15 protein-coding genes are annotated in these 21234 nt (G+C 64.0%); 1 reads left to right on the top strand and 14 read right to left on the bottom strand.

Annotated elements, in window-relative coordinates:
- Positions 1-13: 13 nt before the first annotated feature.
- The 3 genes from X907_RS05280 to X907_RS05270 form a co-directional block, all read right to left on the bottom strand.
- Positions 14-2377, bottom strand: coding sequence for a hypothetical protein (locus tag X907_RS05280; protein WP_127565972.1), 2364 nt, complete (start codon positions 2375-2377; stop codon positions 14-16).
- 303 nt (positions 2378-2680) lie between these two features.
- Entirely contained in the window at positions 2681-3301 is a 621-nt protein-coding gene (locus X907_RS05275; RefSeq protein ID WP_127565971.1) for an SAM-dependent methyltransferase, read from the bottom strand.
- An 18-nt stretch (positions 3302-3319) separates the two neighbouring features.
- Positions 3320-3844, bottom strand: coding sequence for a DUF2938 domain-containing protein (locus X907_RS05270; protein ID WP_127565970.1), 525 nt, complete (start codon positions 3842-3844; stop codon positions 3320-3322).
- A 110-nt stretch (positions 3845-3954) separates the two neighbouring features.
- Here X907_RS05270 and X907_RS05265 point away from each other — a divergent pair, with 110 nt between their 5' ends.
- Positions 3955-4383, top strand: a complete 429-nt coding sequence (locus tag X907_RS05265; RefSeq protein WP_127569343.1) for a helix-turn-helix domain-containing protein — start codon at positions 3955-3957, stop codon at positions 4381-4383.
- 294 nt (positions 4384-4677) lie between these two features.
- On the opposite strand, the gene X907_RS05260 is transcribed toward X907_RS05265, so the two are convergent.
- The 11 genes from X907_RS05260 to X907_RS05210 form a co-directional block, all read right to left on the bottom strand.
- Positions 4678-6840: a TonB-dependent receptor domain-containing protein gene (locus X907_RS05260; protein WP_170175467.1), complete on the bottom strand. Its 2163-nt coding sequence runs from the start codon at positions 6838-6840 to the stop codon at positions 4678-4680.
- 136 nt (positions 6841-6976) lie between these two features.
- Entirely contained in the window at positions 6977-7810 is an 834-nt protein-coding gene (locus tag X907_RS05255) for a TonB family protein (protein ID WP_127565968.1), read from the bottom strand.
- Positions 7807-8244, bottom strand: coding sequence for a TonB system transport protein ExbD (exbD, locus tag X907_RS05250; protein WP_127565967.1), 438 nt, complete (start codon positions 8242-8244; stop codon positions 7807-7809). The genes X907_RS05255 and exbD overlap by 4 nt, the downstream gene beginning before the upstream one ends.
- Before the next feature lie 3 nt (positions 8245-8247).
- The gene (gene exbB, locus X907_RS05245; RefSeq protein WP_188393606.1) at positions 8248-9126 is read right to left on the bottom strand and encodes a tonB-system energizer ExbB; all 879 of its coding nucleotides are present in this window, start codon (positions 9124-9126) and stop codon (positions 8248-8250) included.
- Positions 9127-9242: 116 nt separating this feature from the next.
- Positions 9243-12830, bottom strand: coding sequence for a TonB-dependent receptor domain-containing protein (locus tag X907_RS05240; RefSeq protein WP_127565965.1), 3588 nt, complete (start codon positions 12828-12830; stop codon positions 9243-9245).
- A gap of 132 nt (positions 12831-12962) precedes the next feature.
- Positions 12963-13928 (bottom strand): FecR family protein, encoded by a 966-nt coding sequence (locus tag X907_RS05235; protein ID WP_170175590.1) that lies wholly within the window; start codon positions 13926-13928, stop codon positions 12963-12965.
- Positions 13929-14054: 126 nt separating this feature from the next.
- Complete coding sequence (locus tag X907_RS05230) at positions 14055-14561, bottom strand: RNA polymerase sigma factor (protein ID WP_233352573.1); 507 nt, start codon at positions 14559-14561, stop codon at positions 14055-14057.
- Between the two features lie 338 nt (positions 14562-14899).
- Positions 14900-15241, bottom strand: coding sequence for a DUF2149 domain-containing protein (locus X907_RS05225; RefSeq protein ID WP_127565962.1), 342 nt, complete (start codon positions 15239-15241; stop codon positions 14900-14902).
- On the bottom strand, positions 15241-15831 hold the full coding sequence (locus tag X907_RS05220; protein ID WP_127565961.1) for a MotA/TolQ/ExbB proton channel family protein: 591 nt from the start codon (positions 15829-15831) through the stop codon (positions 15241-15243). The genes X907_RS05225 and X907_RS05220 overlap by 1 nt, the downstream gene beginning before the upstream one ends.
- Positions 15828-16499, bottom strand: coding sequence for a hypothetical protein (locus tag X907_RS05215; protein ID WP_127565960.1), 672 nt, complete (start codon positions 16497-16499; stop codon positions 15828-15830). The genes X907_RS05220 and X907_RS05215 overlap by 4 nt, the downstream gene beginning before the upstream one ends.
- Positions 16499-21229, bottom strand: a complete 4731-nt coding sequence (locus X907_RS05210; RefSeq protein WP_170175466.1) for a cobaltochelatase subunit CobN — start codon at positions 21227-21229, stop codon at positions 16499-16501. The genes X907_RS05215 and X907_RS05210 overlap by 1 nt, the downstream gene beginning before the upstream one ends.
- Positions 21230-21234: the final 5 nt, after the last annotated feature.

Here is a 21234-nt window from a genome sequence, read left to right as displayed (position 1 = left end):
TCCAACGAGACGATCAGCGGCTGGGCTCTCCGCACATGCCGTTACGTGTCAGGTCGGGCGCGAGCGCCCGGCCGGCCTCGGCCGCCGAGTAAAGGCCAAGCTCGACGCTCAGCGCGGTAATAAGTTCAAGCGCGCCCAGATTCGTTACCGCGCCTGCGACATCGCGCGTGGCCACGCCTGCTGTCCTGGCGCCTGCCGCTCTCACCCCGGCACTCGCGCCTGCGCCAATGGCCGCTGATCCGCCATTGTACACAACAGCATACATCAGGCAGCACCCCAGCCCGCTTCCGGCATCATAGCCGTCCACGCAGGCCTTGGTGTCACTGGCATAGCTGTATAGCGCCCAGGCCCCGCTGGCGTATGTGACGATATATTCCGTCGTCGACTGGCCACCCAGCGCATTGCGGCCCAGCACTTCGCTGCCGTCGCCGCGCACGCGCCACCATTGCGGGCGCCCGGCACCATTTGTCCCGGGGAGCATCGCCAGCGCGAACCCCTCTTCAATGTCCGCCTCAGCCGCCATACGCGCGTCCCTGGGCAGGTCCGCGAGGTCGGAAGCCTGTGTGACGACCACAAGTTCACCGGCATTAGCCAGCGCACTGAAATAGTCCCCTGTCTCATCATCCGAGCCGAAAGCGAGCTCGACGCGGGTATCCAGTATGCCGCGAGCCAGCGCTCCCTCAGGCCAGTGGCGAAGAGCGCCATCTTCACGGACCACACCTGCCCAGGGGTTCATGAGAATATCGATATAGGCGATGCCCTGGTCAGTGCCGGCATCGCGGTAGCGGTGAACGGACAGCACAAGCGGGCCATCGCGGAACACATGATGATCGGGCACGCTTGCGACATCCTGATCCATCACGCTCTGCAAGCTCAGCAGGAAAGGCAGGTGCGTCTGGTTCAGCGGCTGGGCCTCACTCATCCGCAGCTCGCCAGTATCCGGGTCCGTGGCAGCAAGCACATGCGCACCGTGGCGCAGGCGCAGCGCCTCGGCATCTAGAGCGGCAGCGAGCCTGTGCGCCTCGTGCCCGCCGCCCGCGCTGATGATGACATCGCGCCGGAAATTCATCCGGTGGGCGAGTTCGCGTAGCGTGAAATCAAGATCGAGCCGGGGCTCTTCGCCGTCTGCGTGACGGTTCGCCAGCCGGTCGATCAACCAGCGTTCTTCCCGGCGTGTTTCACCGGACGGCTTTACCCAGCGCACTTCAAGAACGATGCCGGTCAGGGCCCGCGACGGACGGTCCTCATCACGCCCGCCCACCAGATCACCGGCATCCTGCAGGGTGTCGCCCAGCGCGCTGAAAACGCCCGACATTCCCTGCGAGTCCAGCCCCATGATGCCGGAGTCCAGCGTCGCGCCGCGCAAGGTGACGGCCATCGCGCCGGGCGGCGTATCGTCATTGAGCGAGGGCATGAACAGCGTTCCGGCCTGGCTTTCGCTGTCCTGATCGATCTCGCCAAAAAGCCCCACGCTGACCGGCGTGTCGAACAGCGCCGCCACCGGCTGACGCCAGGGTGACATCAACGGCTCGCGGCGCAGCCGGCCATTTTTGAGGATTTCCGCCTCCATGGCGATCTCCACGAAATGCAGCATGTCGTCCGGTGCTGAGCCGGTCAGAACTTCATCCGGCTCCAGCCCCTGCGGGCTGGCTCCTGCCAGGGCGGGATGGGTCTCCGTCCAGGACATGCCAGCACCGAGACGGTAGCGCACCCAGTAATAGTCCTGGCTGTCGATGCCGGTGCCCTCCCGGCTCACCAGCCCGCCCAGACGGCCTGCGGCCCCGGTTACGGTTTCGTCCAGACGGGACGGCGCCGTGCCGCTGAGGGCGCGGGCAATCTCGCTGACCGGGACATCCCCGGCGCGGGACCCGAGCGCATTGGCGAGCGTGGCCTCCAGGCGCGATACGTCCGCGATGGCGGGCGCAGCCTGACGCGGGCGCATGGCTGCATCCGCCAGCAGGTCTGCAAGATCACCGCTTGCACCTCCGGCGCGCAGGAGCTGCGCGTCATAGCCTGCCATTTCCAGAAGCGACATCAGCAGCAGGCTCTGATCAATGGCGTTCCCGGCGCGGGCTGACAATGTCGCCTGTGCCCCACGCAGAAGGCCGGCATAAGGCTCGTAGCGAACACCTTCGGCAACGAAGCGGGCGAGCTCGTCACCATCGAAATCAAAACCTTCGACTACCGAGGAGATGTCAAAACCGCCCTCATCGACCAGAGGCCGGAGCGCCGAGATCCGCTCAGCGGCGGCGTCCGTCTGCTCGATGACGGAGCGGAATATGTCCGCCCTCTCCTGCTCGTCTGCACGCGCCTGCCCTGCCCCAGCCAGAACCGCCGAGCTGATGATCGCGAGTATGACGGTTGAACGCGCCTGCATGCTGTCCTCCGGTGCCGATTGTCCGACACTCAGGGTCGCGCCAAGGGCCAGCTTGCGGCAGACCCTTACGGGTGGACGCGATGCGCGGCGCGCGGCCCCACCGGCACTCCCGGCAGTTCCACGCTGCATGGACGCTGCACTGCGGAACGATAACGGCCGTTACAGTGGCGAGAAACAGCGCACCAGTCAGCCCCGCGCACATCTCGTCTCGTCTCGGCCAGGCGCGCCACACACCACTCGTCACAAGCGTCTTGGGAACCCCGTCCACGCAACGGCTGAAGCCAGCGGACCTTGTTACATGGATCAACCTGGCTTGCGGGCGATGAACTGTGTCACAGCGCTTTGCCCCTGATGATAGGCGCCCTCCTCCACGTGTCGCACGGTCTCGGATGAGACCAGGATTTCAAATCCGGCAAACGCATCTTCCAACTCGGCGGATCGCAGCAGATGTGCCGCGTCACGCGGTCCGCCGGTCCCCAAGCCAATCTGGTCAGGATGATACGCCTCCAGAAGGAAAACCCCGCCGGGCTTGAGCGCACGCGCAACCGAGGCGTAAAGACCCGGACGATCATTCTGCGAAAGATGGCAGAAAATCGAGATAATGCCGTCCCACCGCTCCTTGCCCATGCCGTAGGCCGTCAGATCGCCGATATCGTAGGTAACGGCGACCCCGCGCACCTTCGCCAGTTGCAATGTCTTCTTCTGTCCTTCCGGTGAAAAATCCACGCAATGTGTCTTGTAGCCCTGCTCAGCGAGAAAGACCGCATTGCGCCCTTCCCCTTCCGCCAGGCTCAGTATTCGGGCTCCCTTGGGGAACACCGATGAATGTAACCGCAGAAAATCGTTCGGCGCGCGGCCATAGGCGTAATCCTCGCCCTGGTATCTCGCATCCCAGAATCCTGCCGTGGTGAAGCCTTCTGTCATCTGCTTGCTCCTGATGGTTCATAATTGGCCGGCGCGCAGGAAAAGGGTGACGATCCTTGCCGAGACATAGAGCCCGAGCCCGAACGACGCATGCCCCATGAGACTGCGAAGGCGTGCCGCGTCAGGCTGAGGGAGGTTGGACGCCGCGATGCCGTACCCCAGGCAAGGCTGCATCACAAAAAATGGGAAAAGGATCGTGACCAACCCAATGCAAAGGGCGGGAAACAGCGTTGGCCGCGAAACCCAGCCCGGACCCCACAAGGTCAGAAGCCCCGCTGCGAAAACGATGCCCGTGAGATAATGAACGATCCAGCCGATAATGTTCTCGTGCGCGATAGCGGGGCTGGCCGCGATGTTGATGTGAACGAGCTGGCCATGGGCCATGCGGCCGATCCACCTGCCGACCATGTCATAACTGCGAACAGGCAGCTGGAACCCGATCTTCAGGAACAGCGCCCAGAGGTCCATGAAGGCAGTCGCACCGATACCGATCAGGGCTGCAGCCAGAAGCGGGTTCACTCCCTCATTGGTGTTTTCGACCATCGCCGTTCCTCGCATTGAGACCAACGCGCCCGTGTTGATCCGCTCATATTGCCCATGCTACAAATTCAAGTGAACTTGAGGTCAAGACAGAAAATGCGGATGCGGTCATGATGGACATCGTCGAAGTCGCCCGCCGCTCGGGCCTGCCCGCATCGACCCTGCGCTTCTACGAAGAAAAGGGATTGATCATATCCGCCGGACGGAGTGGCCTCAGACGAACCTTCGATTCCGGTATCCTCGAACGCTTGTCTCTCATCGCGCTTGGCCAACGCGCCGGATTCTCCCTGGACGAGATTGCCCGGATGTTCGCGCCCAATGGCGCCCCCCAGATCGACAGAGAGATACTGGCAACCAAAGCTGAGGAGCTTGACCACACAATCCGCAAGCTGATTGCGATGCGCGACGGCCTTCGACACGCCGCCCGGTGCCCGGCACCCAGCCATATGGAGTGCCCCACATTCCGTCGGCTGCTTGGGGTAGCTGGCAAGTCGTTGTCGCACCGATCCGCGCAAAAAAGCCGGACGCCGCGCCGCCGCTAATCGGGCAGGATAGGTTCGCCTGGCATATCGCGAGCATGCCGAAGAGCCACCTCGCCATGTACAAGCTGGTGGTCGACCAAGCCATGCTGACCTTGGGGCTTGAACAGCGCCAGACCCTGGCCACCGTTTCCGGCGGCATGACGCCCGCCAGATCGCGGACCTGCAGGCGAGCGGCAACCCGTCGGCCGCTGCGAAGCTCGCGCAGCCCTTGCTGATTGATACGGGTGGAGGGCAGGCGTCCGCTCCCTGTTAAGGTGCCGTTTCCGGTGCCCTCCACCCGTGTTTGCGAAGAGATCAGAACCTCGCAGTCAATCCGATGATCGCGGTGCGGCCTCTTCCGGTCAGCCGCTCATGGCCTTCCATACCCGCCCCTGCAATGCTGTAGGCCTCATTCATGACATTCTCGATGTTGAAAAAGGCCCGCACATCGTCCGTGATGTCAAAGCCAGCATCGAGATCATAAAGGGTATAAGCGTCGGTGGGCCTGTAATCGCCAAAGAAAGCGGCCTTGCCCCGGCCGACATGACGCATCTGGGCGCCGAGATTCAGACGGTGACCCAGGAGCCGCACACCCGCACCTACCGTATAGTAGGTGTCGGGCAGTATACCTGCGTCACCATTGCCGATCCCCGCGCCGTCACCAATCGGCTGATCGGTGTCGGCGTTGGTGTAGCTGATCCGCAAGTATGCCGGGCCTGCATCGTAAACGCCTTCTATCTCCCAGCCTTTCATGGTGGTGGTGCCGGGCCGGTTCACCCACATCGCCGTTAAGCCACGCCCGGGAACCTGAACGAAATCATTCACGATGAAGTTTTCGATACGGTTGTGGAAGTAGCCCGCTTTGACCGCCAGGAAGTCATTCTGCCAGAGCACGGAACGGCCGAGATAGTTCACGCCGGCATCAAGATTCTCGCTGGTCTCCGGATCCAGATCGAGATTGTTCGCCACACCTGTTCCCACGCCGGGCCCGATCGGGACGAGCGAGAACAGCATTTCCTGCACGGTGGGCGGGCGGAAGGTGTGAGCATAGCCGGCATAAAGCTGAAGCCCTTCGAGCGCTTCAATCGCGACCGACACCCTTGGGAGCAGGCGTCCGCCCGAACGGTCAACCGTCTGGTCGCCGCATGCGGGGCCTCCGGCCGGACAGTCGCCAAACCCCGGGCTGATCGGTGCTTGGTATCCGGACATCTCCCAGTAATCATAGCGCAGCCCGGCCGACACGGTGACTATGCCCCGTTGCAATGAGGCGTCGGTGAATACGCTGGTCTTGAGCAGTTCGCCGGGCGGGTTGCCGCCCCGCATCTCATTGACGGTGTAGTCGTCCACCCCGAATGAGGCCCCGGCGGTGATGACGACAGGCAGGTCCCCGGCCGGACGGACGCGCATGGTGTTCGTCAGGCTCGCGCCGTAACTGCGGTTCTCGGTTTCACGGCCTGCATAAGTTCCCGCATCGTCGTAGACCATGTCCGTCTGATTATAATACGTGGCCAGCTGCAGATTGATCAGGTCGCCGCCAGGCTGAAAGCCATAATTGGCGGTTACTGTCTGATTGGTGAGATTCTGGGTGTAGCTGGCGAACTCGAACCGGTTGTCGTACCACCGGTAGCCCATATCGAAGCTGTGCCCGGACCCGGGGGAGAACTCGGCCCTCAGCAGCGCGCCGGTGGGGCTGTTATTGCTGTCCATACTTCTCGGAAGGTCGATCCCCTCACCTGTCTCGTAGGTGGAGATAACAGACCTGGCCACGGCGGCCATGACGGCGAATGTGCCAGCTTGCCCCTCGCCCGGTGAAGAACGGTAGCCGCCCGCGACAACACCAGACATGTCACGGCCATTGGTGCCCGCCGATATGCGCGTCAAAAGCCCCTGATCGCGCCCCTCGATAATCACATCGTCGATGCCCAGAGTGCGGAAATTGGCTGCGCCGGCGAGAACACCAGCCCCGTGGGGGCCGGACACCGCGCCGCGCACCACGTCGACACCGCCCAGAAGCTCAGGATGCACGTACAGCAGCGAACCGCCCGATGAGCCATGACCAGCGACATTGCGGTATGTCTGCGGAACGCCGTCGATCATGGCGTTGACCCGGCCAAATCCATAAAGACCGCGAATATTGACCTCAATACCAGGCTGACTGCTCACCTGACGGGTGAAAACACCAGGCGTTGATCGCAAGGCTTCTTGCGGATTGCCGAAGAAGCGCTCCTGAATCGCGTCCCCACTCGTGGAGCTCACCGCGCCGGGGGTGACATAGATGTCATCACCCTGGACGCCGAATTCAGTTCGGCGGTCGATGACCTGCACCGGATCAAGCACAATCGCCTCATCATCCTGATCCGTATCGGAAGCCGCCGATTGTGCAAATCCCGCCGGTGTAGCCGCTACGATTGCGCAACTGGCCAGAAGCAGCAGCCTTGGCCTGGGCCGCAGTGTGTATGTCAACTCGTGAATGGTCATCGGATCCCTCATTCATTCTGTCTGCCATTGGAACATATTTGAGAACGACTCTCATTCGCAAATATGTTGGAGGTAGTCAATGATGCGGTCGACCCAGGCAGCAACCATGTTTGGAGTTCACCGGCTCGCCGGAGCGCTAGCGCAGGTAAAATTCGATAGGTACGATGATCTCGATGACATCACCGGGCATGTGATCAGGAGGCGCAGGCAGAGGCTGGGCCCGCGCCAACAGGGCCAAGGCTTCGGCGTCCAGCAGGTCTGACCCTGAACTCGTCATGATCTCGCCGCTGACCACACGCCCCTCACGATCAAGCGTGAACCGCAGTTGGGCGGTCCCCTCACGGCGCTGACGCCGTGCTTGGGCGGGATAGCGCTTATGGCGTTCCAGCTGGCCCAAAAGGGCCGACTGCCAGGATATTGCGGCCGCTTGCAGGGACAGGGACGGCGCGCCTTCGGCGGGTGAGGCAGCGGTCTCACCTGGTGGTGCGAGGGCGCTGGGGGGCGTAGAAAGCTGCTCCCGGGCCGCAGGAGGCTGTGCAGACCGGCTCGGAGGCGGCGGGAGCCGTTCGGACGGCAAAATTGCTTCGACCGTTTCCATTTCCGGAAGCTCTGGCGCCTCATCCGGAAGGGGCTCCGGATCGGGACGCGGCGCGGGATCGGGTTCAGGTTCAGGTTCAGGTTCAGGTTCAGGGTCTGGATCTGGCTCGGGATCCGGTTCCGGCTGGGGAAGCGACTCGGCCTGGTCGGGGCCAGGCGGAATCTCGCTTGCTGGCTCGACAGGCGCGGACGGGATCGGCGCCAGGTCCACCATGATGGCCGCTGCAGGCATGGCGGGGGTGGCCACCGGCGCACGCAAGAGTATCGCAGCCGCGCCGGCGCCAGCATGCAGGCCCGCGACCAGCGCGAAGCTGATGGCCCACACCGCGCGCGCGGGATCGTCATCGACCTGGGCCGGTGCGGTCAGGCTCATCGCTCCGCTCTGGCCTGTGCGGTATCCTCAAGCCCGACCAGCGCCAGCTTGAGATAGCCCGCATCGCGCACGGCGTTCATCACGGCCATCAGATCGCCATAGGCGACCGACTGATCTGCGCGCAAGAAGATACGCGCCTGCCTGTCAGCGTCCGTGGCCCGGTCCAGAGCGGCCTCCAGCGCCTCGTCCGAGACCGGTTCTTCGCCCAGGACCAAGGAGAGGTCCGCGCGCACGGTCAGATAAATCGGGGCCTCTGGCGGCTCGTCGCGCGCTGCGGTCGAGGCGGGCAGATCGACATCAATATCCACCGTGGCCAGTGGCGCGGCCACCATGAAAATGATCAGCAGAACGAGCATGACATCGATGAAGGGGGTGACATTGATCTCGGAGGTTTCGGTGAGATCATCGTCGTCAGTATCCAGCCGGGCCGCCATGGCTTACTCCGCTGCCTGCGGGCGGGCCAACGCTGACGCGCCGCGATCCAGATCCCGCGACACCAGGCGCAGGATGGCGCTCGTCAGGTCGCCCGCTTGCGCCCTGACGCCCGCGACCTGCCGGGTGAAGTGATTGTACATGAGCACTGCGGGGATGGCCGCAGCGAGACCAAGGGCTGTGGCCAGCAAGGCCTCCGCGATGCCCGGCGCAACCACCGCCAGGTTGGTGGTGTTCGCCCGCGAGATGCCGATAAAACTGTTCATAATGCCCCAGACGGTCCCGAACAGGCCCACGAAGGGCGCCGTGGCCCCCACCGAGGCGAGCATCCCCATGCCGGTCATCCGCTGGCGCGCGAAACCCGCCTCAAGACGCGACAGCCCCGCCGCCACGCGCTCTTTCACGCCGTCCTTGCTGAGCGCATCGCCGGAAAGTTCCAGCTCCGCACGCGCTTCCCTGATTAGCGCCTTGCCCAGCACGTGGGCCGGTCCGGCAGCGCCCAGCGAGGGCGCGCGGCGCACGGCGTCCAGATCCTGACGCAGGCGCCGTTTCAGCCCCGCGATCTCGACGCTCTTGACCAGGAACACCGTCCAGGTGAGCACCGAGGCCAGAGCCAGACCGATCATCACCGCCTTGACCACCCAGTCCGCCGCGAGAAACATTCCCCAAGGTGACAGGTCGTGGGGCAAGGCGGACGGCGCCGGCGAGGCAATGGGAGGATCGTCCGCCCCAGGCCCCGCCTCAGGCCCCGTCTCGGAAGGCAGGGCCGGCTCAGGGGCGTCGATCAACCCGGCTGCCTCGGCCGCGGGTTCAGCGCTGAGCGGGGGCGGCGCGGGCGCAGGTGCCGCCCCCGCCGCGAAGACGACGGATATTGCAGCGGCCATGAGCACGAAACTGCGGCGTATCGCGGCGGGCGGTCGCTCGACTTTGCGATAGCATGACTCATAGCGATGAGGATGGTGTTGGGGAATTGCCATACCCTATAACCTTATCTCCGGAATCAGAAGCGGTATGCCAGACCGATGCGGACGTTGTGGATCTCTGCATCGTTGCGCGCCTGGCGGCCAACCACCATGTCCGACGTCCCGTGATAGACCCTTTCCTCGCTGATCGGATTGGGAAACTCGATCGGTCCAAGGCCCGGGATTTCGATGACGGTCGGGGGGCCGTAGCCGACCACCTCCTGATAGGTGAAGGTACGACCGACCCCGGCGCGCGCATCGGCGAAATTGAAATCCGCTCTTTCGAAGTGCGCGTAAAGATATTCCGCCTTCAGCGACCAGCGCGCGCCGAGCGCGATCTCCCCGCCGCCGCCCACGGTCCATCCGCTGCGCGTCAGTTGGGCGGTCTCCATGAATGCAGTCTCTGAATAAGGGCCAAACGGAGAGTCCGGGCTTCGATTGGTGCTCCTGTCCCGGTACTGCGTTCGTTCCTGGCGCTCACGCAGCCATGCCGGGCCGGCTGTGGCATAGACCAGTGTATTACCTGACGCGTAGCCAAGCCGGCCGCGCAGCGTAGCCAGTCCCTCGAAATAGTATTGGTAACCCGCCTGATAACGCGTCTCATCGGGACCATAATTGGAGTGCAGCAACTCAAGAGATACCGCATACTGGCTGGCAGTGGCGTTCAGCCGGGCCACGTCGCCTTCGATGCCGATCACCCATCGGCTCCCGATTTGCCAGTTGCGCCCTGCGTAAACGCCCAACGCCGAGCCCCGAGCGGCGACATCGGTCGATTCAGACGCCACGGTAACGCTGGCTGTGCCGTCCGCGTCGGTCGTCATACCCCGGCTGGAGATCCAGTCATGCCCCCCCTGAACCCCCAGATAGAACCCTGACCAATCTCCCGCAAACTGGTCCCCAAGCCCGCCAGCATCAAGAAGACTGTCGATCGAGGCGCGCCGGACCAGCCGGGACTCCGCATCGGCCGCCGCCCCGTATGCGGCGGTCACGCCCAGCCGCAGCGTACGCCCGGGCGATGGCATAAGTCCGAGCGAAAGCGCGTCAGTGTAGTAGCGGTCAGTCAGGTTATCGACCGCAACGTCCAACGAAATACTGTCATTGACCCGGTATGTGGCAAAGAGGTCCACGACGTCGTAAGCGCCCCATTCAATCACGCTCACTGAGCCGCCCCAGGTGACGAAGTCGGTGTTGCGCTCGCCCATATGCGTATAGCGCAGGCCGGTATCGAGCCTTTCATCGAACAACCGCAGCCCAAAGGTCGCAGAGGCGCTGAACTCCGGAGGAATATGCGCCGGAATGTAACTGTTAATGGTGTTACCTTCGCGGCAAACACCGTCCTGATCGCAAAATTGCTTGTCGGTGTAGATTGTTGCCCCGAACTCGGCGTAAACGCGGCCCATATCATACCGCCCCGACGCCTCTACACCCTGGAACTCGGCTCTGTCGATATTTTCCATGGGCACCGGAAAGCCGTCCGCGTCGGTGCCGCGCGTGATGTAATCGTCCACCACATTATGGAAGAATGCCAGCTTGAGCTGAAGCAGGTCTTCGTCCGCAAACAGAGACCCTCTCTGATAATTGAGCCCAAACTCAGTGTTCCGCGTCCGTTCAGGGCGAACCGGATTGCGCGGGTCAGGATAGAAAGAGAAACCAGTCGTGGATTCAAAGAGGCTGGGCGCGCGTGTCGCTTCGGCATAGCGACCATAGACCTGAAGGCCCGATACCGGCTCGACGAGGATGGAGAGCATCGGCGCCAGCGCACTATTTTTCTCGTGATTGTAGCCGGTGACACGGCCTTGTCCGGAACCGAGGGAAATATCGACCTCGTTATAGTCTTGGGATTCCGTTTCCGTATAACGCAGCGCGCCACTGAGGGTCAGCCAGTCCTGCGGCCGAAGTTCGCCTGCAATGAAAGCGCTGTATTCATTGCGCCATCCGTCACGTGGCTCGACAAAATTCGTATAGTCCGAGTTATCCTTGTAATCCTCCCAGCCGTCCGGCGGTGAGAGCCTTTCCCGGGTGTAAGAACCGCCATAGTTCAGCTGGAGAGCCCCAATCACTGTCGTCAAGCGGGACGTGTTGGCGAGGTTCACACCCCATCTGTCAGACTGGCTTTGATAGGCTACATCGCTATTAAGGACGTTGCCGTTGGCCAGTTCATACCTGTACAATGTCTCGATGCTGGTGAAGTTTTGTGTCGCCCAGAAGCCGGCTTCCAGATCGACAAACCGGCGATCATGGGGCTGCCAGCGATAGCGGGCCGAGTAGGTGTCAACTTCGGTGCGGCTAAGCGGTGCTTGCATCGCGCCGCCAAAGCGGACAATCTGCGACGGCATCATTTCGCCGAAATCGCTCTCATAGCGCATATACGACACGTCCAGAGCCATATCGTCACTAGGCCGGACGATGCCGCGCAGCAGATAGGATGTGTTGTCCTGAGACGTGCTCAGCACTTCCTCTCCGAGATTGTAGCGCCGCAACGCTCCACCCGTTACGCTTGTGCCGCCACCAGGCGGCACCTCCCCTCGCTCACCGGCGAAATAATTGCCAACATCGCGCCGGGCGAACGCCGCCACAATATCGAAGCGATCAAACCGACGGCCAACGGCCAGGCTGACGCTGCCACTATTGAATTCAAGCAATTCGGGACGGTCGAACCGCTCCGGCGTCCCGTTGCCGGTGCCCAGCGCACCAATAGCCGGCGGACTCACGGTGTTTCCAACAAGACCTGCGCGGAAGCGGTAGCCGAACTCACCGTCCCGGGCCACCAGATCGTCGATCCCTATTGTGTCGACCCGGACCACGCCGCCAGTCGCACCGACGCCGTCGACCTGGGCGCTGGGCCCCTTCTCGATCCTGACCGAGCCTATCAGATCAGGATCGAGATATGTCCGCCCCGCAACGCCCGAATAGCCGCGGTAGACCGTCGATTGCTGCAGGGATCCGTCAATGACGACCGGAACACGGTCCATGCCCTGCATGCCGCGGATATTGACATCCAGCGCACCGGAATTGCGATTGTCGCCATTGACCACCCCGGTGACGCCGCTGAGAAAATCACCCGCCGAAGTACCCCGGAAACGCTGAACCCGTTCTTGCGAGATATAGGCGGAAGATCCCGATGTCCGGTAGGGCTCGCCCGAAGGGTCCGCCATCACAGTGTCGGCTGTTCCTTCCACGCGCACCGCACCGAGCTGGATGGCTCCATCCTGAACCTGGGCGGACGCCACCGGCTCTATCGCCACCGTGCGTGCCGATACCTGGCGTGCCGTGAATCCGCTGCCGGCCAGCAAGCGGTCGAGCGCTTCGCGTGCGGTCATGCGGCCTGACGCGCCGCGGGAGGAAACGCCTTCGAGATCGCGTGTGGCGTAGACGAAGGACAGGCCCGTCTGCTCGGACAGCGCATTCAGGGCTGACGCCATCGGCTGCGGGGATATGGAGACCTCCACCGGCGCTTCGGCCGTTTGCGCTGCAGGGGCGGTTTCATCGGCCCGAGCGTGCGCATGCCCCATCAGGATCAACGCGGCTGTCGCGGCCAGTGCAGTGCCCGTGAGCAGCCTCACACCGATGCGCCCGCGCCTTTCGCCCATCTCATGGCATGCGTTGGCTGCTGCCTTCTTCGTCATTGTAAGCCCCTTTCCAAACGATCATCATGGATTTGCGACTGCGTCTCAATCGCTACTTTCATATATGACGATCACGGCGCGCCTCATCGGTGCCGTTTGCGGAAAGTTTTTGCAGCTGCGAAGAACCGGAGGTCAGCGGATGAGCACGAGGCGGTTCGAAATCCGCGTGACATGAAGGCCTTCGGCGGCTGCAAGCGCATCCAGACCGCTTTCGATCTCGTCAATCGCGATCCGGGCTGTGACTGACTGAGCGCGTGATATGTCGGCCAGGAGCAGAATTCGGCCGGCTCTGTAGCGATCCATCTCGGCAAAGGCTTCGGCAAGGGTCATGTCGTCAATCGCGATGACGCCGCGGCGCCAGAGATCGGGTGACGGCACTGCGGCCATGACCGGCCCGGGCGCGCGCCCTGTGCGGTAACGGGCGGCCTGCCCTGCCGTCAGGATGACGGCCCCCTCCCCGCCTGAAGTAGATGAAGCGGCGCGCCCCGGCGAGCTCAGCGCTACCCGCCCCTCGCTCACGGACACGAGTGTCTCGGCGCCCTCGCGCCGGACGGTGAATACGGTGCCGAGGGCCGTGGCGCGTCCACCCGCCGCCCACACCGAGAAAGGCCGGGACGGATCGCCGGCAACCTCGAACCGGGCTTCGCCCCTGAGCAGCCGCACCTCGCGCTGGTTCGCCCTGTAACGGACATTGATGGCGGCGTCGGTGTTCAGCCACACAGTGGAACCGTCGGCAAGTTCCACAAGGGTGGGTATGCCGATCGCCGCCACATGATCAGCAGAGATGTCCTGGACGGCTCTCGGGCCCAGGACGGCACCGAGGATGAAGCAGGCCACCACAAGACCTGCCAAGGCCGGCTTCGGAATCCACGATGATGGCCGAGGAATGCGCCAGAATCGCCGCGCCCCGGCGCGGGTACACGGCTCACCGCGCTGCTCGCAGCCAAACGGTTTGGCCGACGCGAAAGCGGGCTTGAGCGCGGCAAGCTGCGACCACAAGCCTTGCAGTTCGTCAAACGCAGCGGCGTGACGCACATCCGCGTCCCGCCATCGCTGGAACCCGGCCCAGTCCGGCTCGGCCGATGCCAGCTGCAGCATCCAGTCCTGCGCAGCGGAATCTATGTCATCTTGAAGGTCGGGCTCTGGCGAAGGGTTCATATCGGCTCGCAGCGGGTTACAAAAGGAAAGACGAGTCAGGCCCTGCCAACCTGCGCGGCCAAGGGATCAGCCGACGCTATCGGGATCCTGGCCATGGAACCGCCGCCTCGCGGCAAGCAGGGTCGACATGGCCAGTTTCAGGTCCTTGTGGACGGTCGTGAGTCCGACGCCCAACGCCTCGGCGATGCGAACATGCGACCAGCCTTCATACCGGCTCAGATAGAAGATGCGCCGGCAGCGCGCCGGGAGCCGGCTCGCCTCGGCTTCAAGGAAGGCTAACTCCGCGCGCGCCAGCGCCGCACGCTCCGGTGTGACCACCATCTCAGAGGTCCGCAGCGTATGGCCCATTTCTGCGCGAATCTCGCTTCGGCGCTTTTCCACGCGCATATGGTCGGTCGCGAGATTAGCCGCCATGCGGAACAGATAGCTGCGGCCGTCCCGGGGTGGCTCGGTCTCCGGCATACGGTAGAGTTTCAGATAGAGATCATGGGCGATGTCCTCGGCCGCGGCCGCCGAGCCCAGCCGCCGCCTCAGGAAACGCAGAAGGTCTTTTTCGTGCTTCCTATAGGCCACCAGCAGCAACTGACATTCCTTAAGTCTGGGACCGCGACCGGCAAAGGGTTCGCCAAACCGGAGGTCTGGCCTCGCATCACCGGCGCAGCCCTATCGCACCTGCGAATAATTCGCAACAATGTTGATGCCTTGCTGCTGATTGCAGGTATCGCCATGGCGAAGCGGACCGGCGCAGGCGAAAGGCACTATCTCGCGCCGCTGAATCTCATCGCGGTCAATACCGTAACAAGGATCTGGAACGCTTCGAGCTCTAGCTCGCGGCGCCGAGCGCCTTTAAGGGCCACGTTCCTGCCGGGGGACATGGTTTTGCGGGCCACGCCACATCAGCAAGTGCGCAGTCAAGGCCCCCCGCCGTCAGGAACATAGATGATCGTGCCATCTTCAAGCTCGTAAGCACTGCCTACGCGGCGGCCCTGCTCGCCACCCTGCTCAGAAAGATCAGTAACCGAATAGGTGGAGATTTCCGCGCCGCGCTTGATGATAATCTCCATCTGCTCTGTTCCGGGATTCTTCACGATGGTGACGTCGCGCTCGGTGAGCAGTTCGCTGATCTCCAGCCGCTGGACCAGCGCTACTAGCAGCGCAACTGCGAACACCATGGCCAGGTCGAACAGATTGGTCAGGCCTGAGAGAGGATCATCGTCATCGCCCGATCCGAGAAATTTCCGATGCCGCGCCATCAGTCCTTTTCCTCCGCCGCAACCGAGGCAATGAACTCGGCGCGCGCCATATCCTGGGCCGCCCAACGCTGACGGCTCTGCTGGACCGAGAAGCCTATGGCCCCAATCAGAAGCCCGATGACCGTCGTGGCGAACGCCACCAGCATGTTCTCTGCCAGGCTGGCCAGATCGCCCTCCGCCAGTCCCATCAGAGCCGGGCCCAGCGGGATTAGTGTGCCCATCAATCCCAGCATGGGCCCGGTGCGGGACAGGATCCGGGCCGTGGACACGCTGCGGTCATGATGGATTTCAAGCTCTGACAGTATCCGGCGGGCATGCACTGGCACACCGCCGAGCGCGGCCAGTTCCGCAATAGTCCCTGCAAGAGGCGCCGATTTCGGCAGGGACAGCGCGGCGAAATCCGCCTCCGCCGGAGCCTTGCGCTTCAGAACCGCATCGATTTGCTCACCATAGCGCCGGCGTTCCAGCGCGGTGGCGACGCTTGACCCGACCAGCGCCAGCGCCCTGAGCAGGAAGACCAAAAGCAGGGCAACCACCGGAATCAGCAGGCCGGTCGTGATCCAGTACAGCAATTGGCCAATCATGCTCATTTGCGGCCTCCTTGGGCTTTGTGTCTGATGAAACCCGCCACGGCAATCACGCAGGCCAGAGCGGACAGGATGATGAATGCTGCCGGCTCGAATTCCAGGTGAGGCGCAGGCGCGTGACGGTCCATGGCAACCAGCGCCGCCACTGTGATCGCCGGGGCCAGGCGGGCCAGCAGCAGGAACTCGACAAATCCGTCAGCATCGAGCCGTCGCATCAAATGCCCGGCGCCGAGCAGAACCAGATATGCCGCTCCGCAGACGGCAAACGCGAGGGCGGCGGCCAGCCCCAGCTCCATCCTCGGCCCCTGCGCCATCATCCACTGAGCCGCCAGCAGAGGCGCGAGCGCCGCCGACGGCCATGGCACGAGCAACGCAGCTCGCTCTTTCCACCCTCCCCCGCCGGAGACACGCCAGATGAGCCAGATACCCAGAGCGGCCTCTGCGCTCAGGACCAAGGCCAGAAGGTCTATGGCCAGCGGCTGAGAAGCCAGACGGGCAACAAGATCGGCAGGTTGTCCGGCAAGCCATTGCCCCGCAGGCGCTAGCGTCAGTACGGTGGTCAGTACAACGATTACCGCCACTGCCGGTACGGCCCGGCTTCGCGCGGCCGCAGCCACCGCCCAAAGCCCGGCTGAGGACAGCAAAGCAGCGGCGAAGAGAGCGGTCTGCATCACCCCGTCCGGCGCCGGCGCAGGGCCAGAAGCCCCAGAGCGATTGCCAAGGCGAGTGCGCCGCCTGCGGCAGCCATCGCCGCGAGCGGAAGCGTAGCGTCATTGCCTTGGTCATCACCGCCCTGGCGGCGCTGCGGCGGCGCACCGCCAGTTTCAGGCGCCCGGCGCTCCCGCTCGGACAGGACCAACGCGCTCGCAGCGCCGGGATCGCGTGTCGCGGTGTCCAACGCCTCACGATAGCGGGGGGCTGCCGCTTCAGACAGGTGACTTTCGATATAGTCGCGCAGCTGTGGGTTGCCGCACACAAACCCCGAACAGCCCGCACCGTGTGTCTCTATGAGTTCAGCGTGAAGAACGGCCAGCGCCTCAATACGCTCGGGCGCGGCGTCCCACATCCCCTTGCGCGCCGTTTCTAGCATAACCGCAGTCATTTCCTGCAGCGATTGCGGATGGGCGCGTTCGAAGAACTCGCGCACGCCCATCTCGAGACTGTCATCGACATACACGTCATAAAACCTGTCCCACGTGCCTTCCTGGATCGCCGCCGGCCGCATCGCCTCCCAGCCATAAGCATTGCGGAAAGTTTCGGCGAACACCGCAGCGGACGAAGCGCCGCCCTCTTGCATGGCGGCGATGTAGCGCGGATTGAGCAGCGTACCGAACAACTCCTCGGCAATGGCAGATTCCAGCGTCTCTACCCGTGCCGCACCCGGCGTGCGGAAATCGTTGAAATAAGCATCTGCCTCCCGCCCGGTTGCGGTCTCGACAGCCCGGCTCAGCCCACCCATGAACTCGTAGAAATGGTCGAGCGAAAGCGGGCCGTTCACATTGCTTTCGCGCGGCTGGATGATCACGTCGGTGCCCTGTAGGGCGGCAGCAAACAGGCCGGGCGTGTCCGCGCCCCAGCCTTCTGCGTCGCCATAGCGTGCATTCATGTTGCGCAGATACTGGCGACCGATTTCGCCGGCCTCTTCCCACTGGGAGCCGCTTTCGACCAATCCCATGATAGCCGTGCCGTAATTGCCATTGACCCCGCCGAATATCCGGCTGGTCGCAAGCCTGCGGGCCTCGAGCGGAGACAGCCCCTCCGCCAGAAGGGCGCGCTCGACGGCCTCCGTACTGCGCGACACCGGGTTGGCACCGTCGGCCGCAGCCATTGCCACGGCCTTCTGGATCAGCTCAAGCCGGCTCGCGGCAAGATCGCGTATCTGACCGGCGGTCTGGACCACCACATCCACTCGCGGCCGTCCGAGTTCCGACTGCGGCACCAGACGGATGTCATTGACACGTCCGAACGGGTCGCGCACCGGCTCGACACCCAGAAGGTGCAGGATTTGCGCAATAGTTGCGCCTTCGGTCTGGATGAAGTCACCCGGCCAGAGCGTGAAAGCGACCTTCTCCGGGTATGCGCCGTGCAAGTCCAGATGGCGTTCTATCAGACGGTCGGCGAGCTGGCCGCCGACACGCCACGCCGCCTCGCTGGGAGTGCGCTCGGCGTCGATAGACACCATGTTGCGCCCCGTGGGCAGAGCCGCAGGCGATATGATCGGGTCTCCGCCGACAGAGGGTTCGATATAGCCACCGTCCAGGGCGCGCAGAATCTGTCTGATCTCCAGATCGCCGCTCCGCGCCAGGGCGTCCAGCGTATCCGGGATGGCGGTGATGAGCCTCTCAATACGGCCCACCGCGTCGATAAAGGCGCGGTCACGTCCCTCGCGCGTCCGGCGTTCGGACGCGATCTCTCTCAGTGCGGACGACGCGGCCTCGCGTCCGGAGAGCACGGCACGGCGGGTCTGCGTATCCGCGCCCGCAGCGCGAAGCCCGGCCTCCAGATCGCCCGTGCGCACGTAGAAGGCCAAGGCTGTCTCCACTTCGGAAAGAACCGCATCGTCCAGTCCGGTCAGCGTGTTTGCAAAATCGTCCGCCTGCGCTCTTTCCAGCCACGTCCTGCGTTCAGGATCAAGTGCGGCCGCCCCTACATCCGCCAGCCGTTCCTGACGGGCAGAGACAATTTCGGCCTCCAGAGCGGGATGATCCAGAAGGCGGCGGAACTCTGCCTGCGTATCGGGTGTCCGCAGCGCCTCAAGCAGGGCGCGCATGTCCGGCTCAGCCGTCAGCCGCAAGGCGCGGGCCATGGCCGGGATCGCACGGGCCACCGTTTCGGCGCGGGCCCGGCGCTCGGGATCCAGCCCGTCCAGCGCCCGCGAAAGCTGTTGCTCGGAGCGCCAGCTTTCAACCAGCTCGCGTTTGTCAGGATCCGCCATCACCGGAGCGAGCAAGGCCAGCAGCGTGGCGCGTTCTACCCCCCGTGTCTCTTCCTGCGGCGCACCCCGCCCGCGCGGGCCGCCCAGCCCGATAAAGCCACGCACCAGCGCCCCTTCACCTGGTCCTGCCATCGCGGCGGCCAGTTCGACGGCGCGCGCCCGTTCATCAGAACTAACAATTCGTGCGATTTCCCCGGCGGGATCGGCGCCGCCAATGACTGCATCTACAGCAGCATCGGCGCGGGTGCGGTAACGGGCACGGAACAGCGTCTCGTCCGCCTCGGCCCCGGATACATCCAGCCCCCGGCTGCGGTCCAGCTCCAGCAGAGCAGCGGCCAAGGCAGGGGCGGCGATCTGCCGGGCGGTTTCCGCCAGCCGGTCGCCGGGATAGCCCGCTCCCAACGTATAAAGGCCCAGCGTGATCCGGGCCGTCTCCTGGCCCTCCACGAAATTGGCGAGGGTAAGGAGGTCCCGGTCGCTCCAGGGGCCGTCCACGGGCAGGGCCAGCGCTCCGGTGAGCTCGAGCCGGCCGGCCAGTTCACGCACCTCTGATTCCCGTTCGGCGCGGGTCGCGCCCTCTGCCCTGCGCAGCCCATCGAGCGCGCGCTGCAGGGCGCCCAGCTCGTCGGTGAGGCCGCTTTCGGAGAAGGGCGGGGTCAGGTGCGACAGGATGGCCGCGTAGACCCGGCGCTTGGCGATGATGGCCTCGCCTACATTGTTCATTGTGTAGACATAGGCGTGCGGCAGATCGCCTATCAACGCATCCGGCCAGTCGCGTCCCGACAGCGCCACCTGCTTGCCGGGCGTGAACTCCAGGCTGCCGTGCGTGCCGAAATGGATGAGGGCGTCGGCCCCAAAGCCCTCGCGTGCCCACAGATACGCGTTCACATAGGGGTGGGGAGGAGCGGTTTCCGCGCCGTGGATCAGACGGTACTCGTCCTCCCCGATACCGGGCAGCGGCTGGGGAAGGATCACGACATTGCCGAACCTCACAGCGGCGACCGCCAGGGCAGAGCGGTCACGCGAGACCATGTAGCGCCCCGGCGCCGGGCCATGCTCGGCGTCGACGCGGGCGCACATCACCGCGCCCAGCAACTCTTCGCACCACCGCGCATAGTCGGCGGCCTCTACCCATTCAGAAGCATCTTCTGCCAGCCACCGGGCCATGTCGCCAGCCGCATAGGAGCCCAGCACGGGCGCCTGGGACATCACCATGGCCTCGAACACCGCCGGGTCGCCCGGCAGATCGCCGAGATCGTATCCCGCCTCGCGCATGGCAAGCAGCAAATTATGAAGCGAGGGCGCGACCTCCATATTGGCTGCGCTCATCGCACCTTCTCCTGGACCCTTCAGGAAGAATATGGCGACGCGCTTGTCGGCATTGTCCTGATCCTTCAGCGTCAGGTAGCGTTCCACCCGCTCGGCGAAGCGCGCGAGGCGGTCAGGGACGGCCTCGAAGATCGCCAGCCCGTCCTCGCCCGGAAACTGGGCCACAGTGGCGAACGGAGCCACGCCGCCGTCAAGTTCGGACAGGACGACATTCATGCTCAACAACGATCCGGACAGGCCGCGCGGATCATCGATCCAGTCATCGTGAAGTTCGAACACACTGACCGGGGTCAGAAGAGGTATGTCGTTCTCGGCAAGCCAGGCGATCGCCTCGTCGCGTTGATCAATGGTGAGCGCGCCATGGGGCATGTAGATCACTGCGGCGGGGTCGATCTCGCGCAGGAAATCAAGCCGCCGGGTTGCGCTAGCCAGGGGGTAGACCTCATGGCCCCGCTCCTCAAACACGCTGATGATCGCATCTATATGATCACGGTTGGCGTTGAAAGGGCCTGGCACGCTGGTGACGAGGGCCAGTCGCCGCCCCGCAGGCTCGCGGGCCGGGCGGGCACCTTCACGGGCCCTGAACGCCTCCACACTTTCAAACACCTCATCACTGTCACGCACGAACAGCACGTCACGTGGGATGGGCTGAGGCGGCCCGGCCTCGGCAGCCGCGATTGATTTGCCATCGAGTTCGCGGCGCGCATAAGCGAGCAGATTGCGGTAGTTAGGCCCGCCGCCGAATGCCAGATACGCGCCGATACGGTCCAGCCGCTCGCCGGTGACGCTGGTAACGTCAGTATTGGGATCGGTGGGTGCCTCCACATAAACCGCGCTACCCGAGCGCGCCATGGATCGCAGCGCGCGCTGCTGGCCGGCATCAAGGGACACACCCCGGCCGAACACCACAACGAGTGCCGCTCCGCGCCCGCTTTCCACTGACTCCAGCGGGACGGATTCCACGCGCACCCATTGTCCTTCGGCCTCCGAGGCGATGCGCGCGGCGGTAAATCCCGGGTAGTTGACCAGCACCACCCGGGTCGGGAGCACATAGGCCTGCAGGGCGAACCAGGCCCCGGCCAGCAGGCCAGCCAGCACAATGGCACCGCCACCTGCCCACACGATCCGCCGGATCATCGCCC

Source organism: Glycocaulis alkaliphilus, assembly GCF_004000605.1.
GTDB classification, from domain to species: Bacteria; Pseudomonadota; Alphaproteobacteria; order Caulobacterales; family Maricaulaceae; genus Glycocaulis; species Glycocaulis alkaliphilus.
Note: the sequence above shows the minus strand (reverse complement) of the source record. Positions and strands in the feature narration are given on the sequence as shown.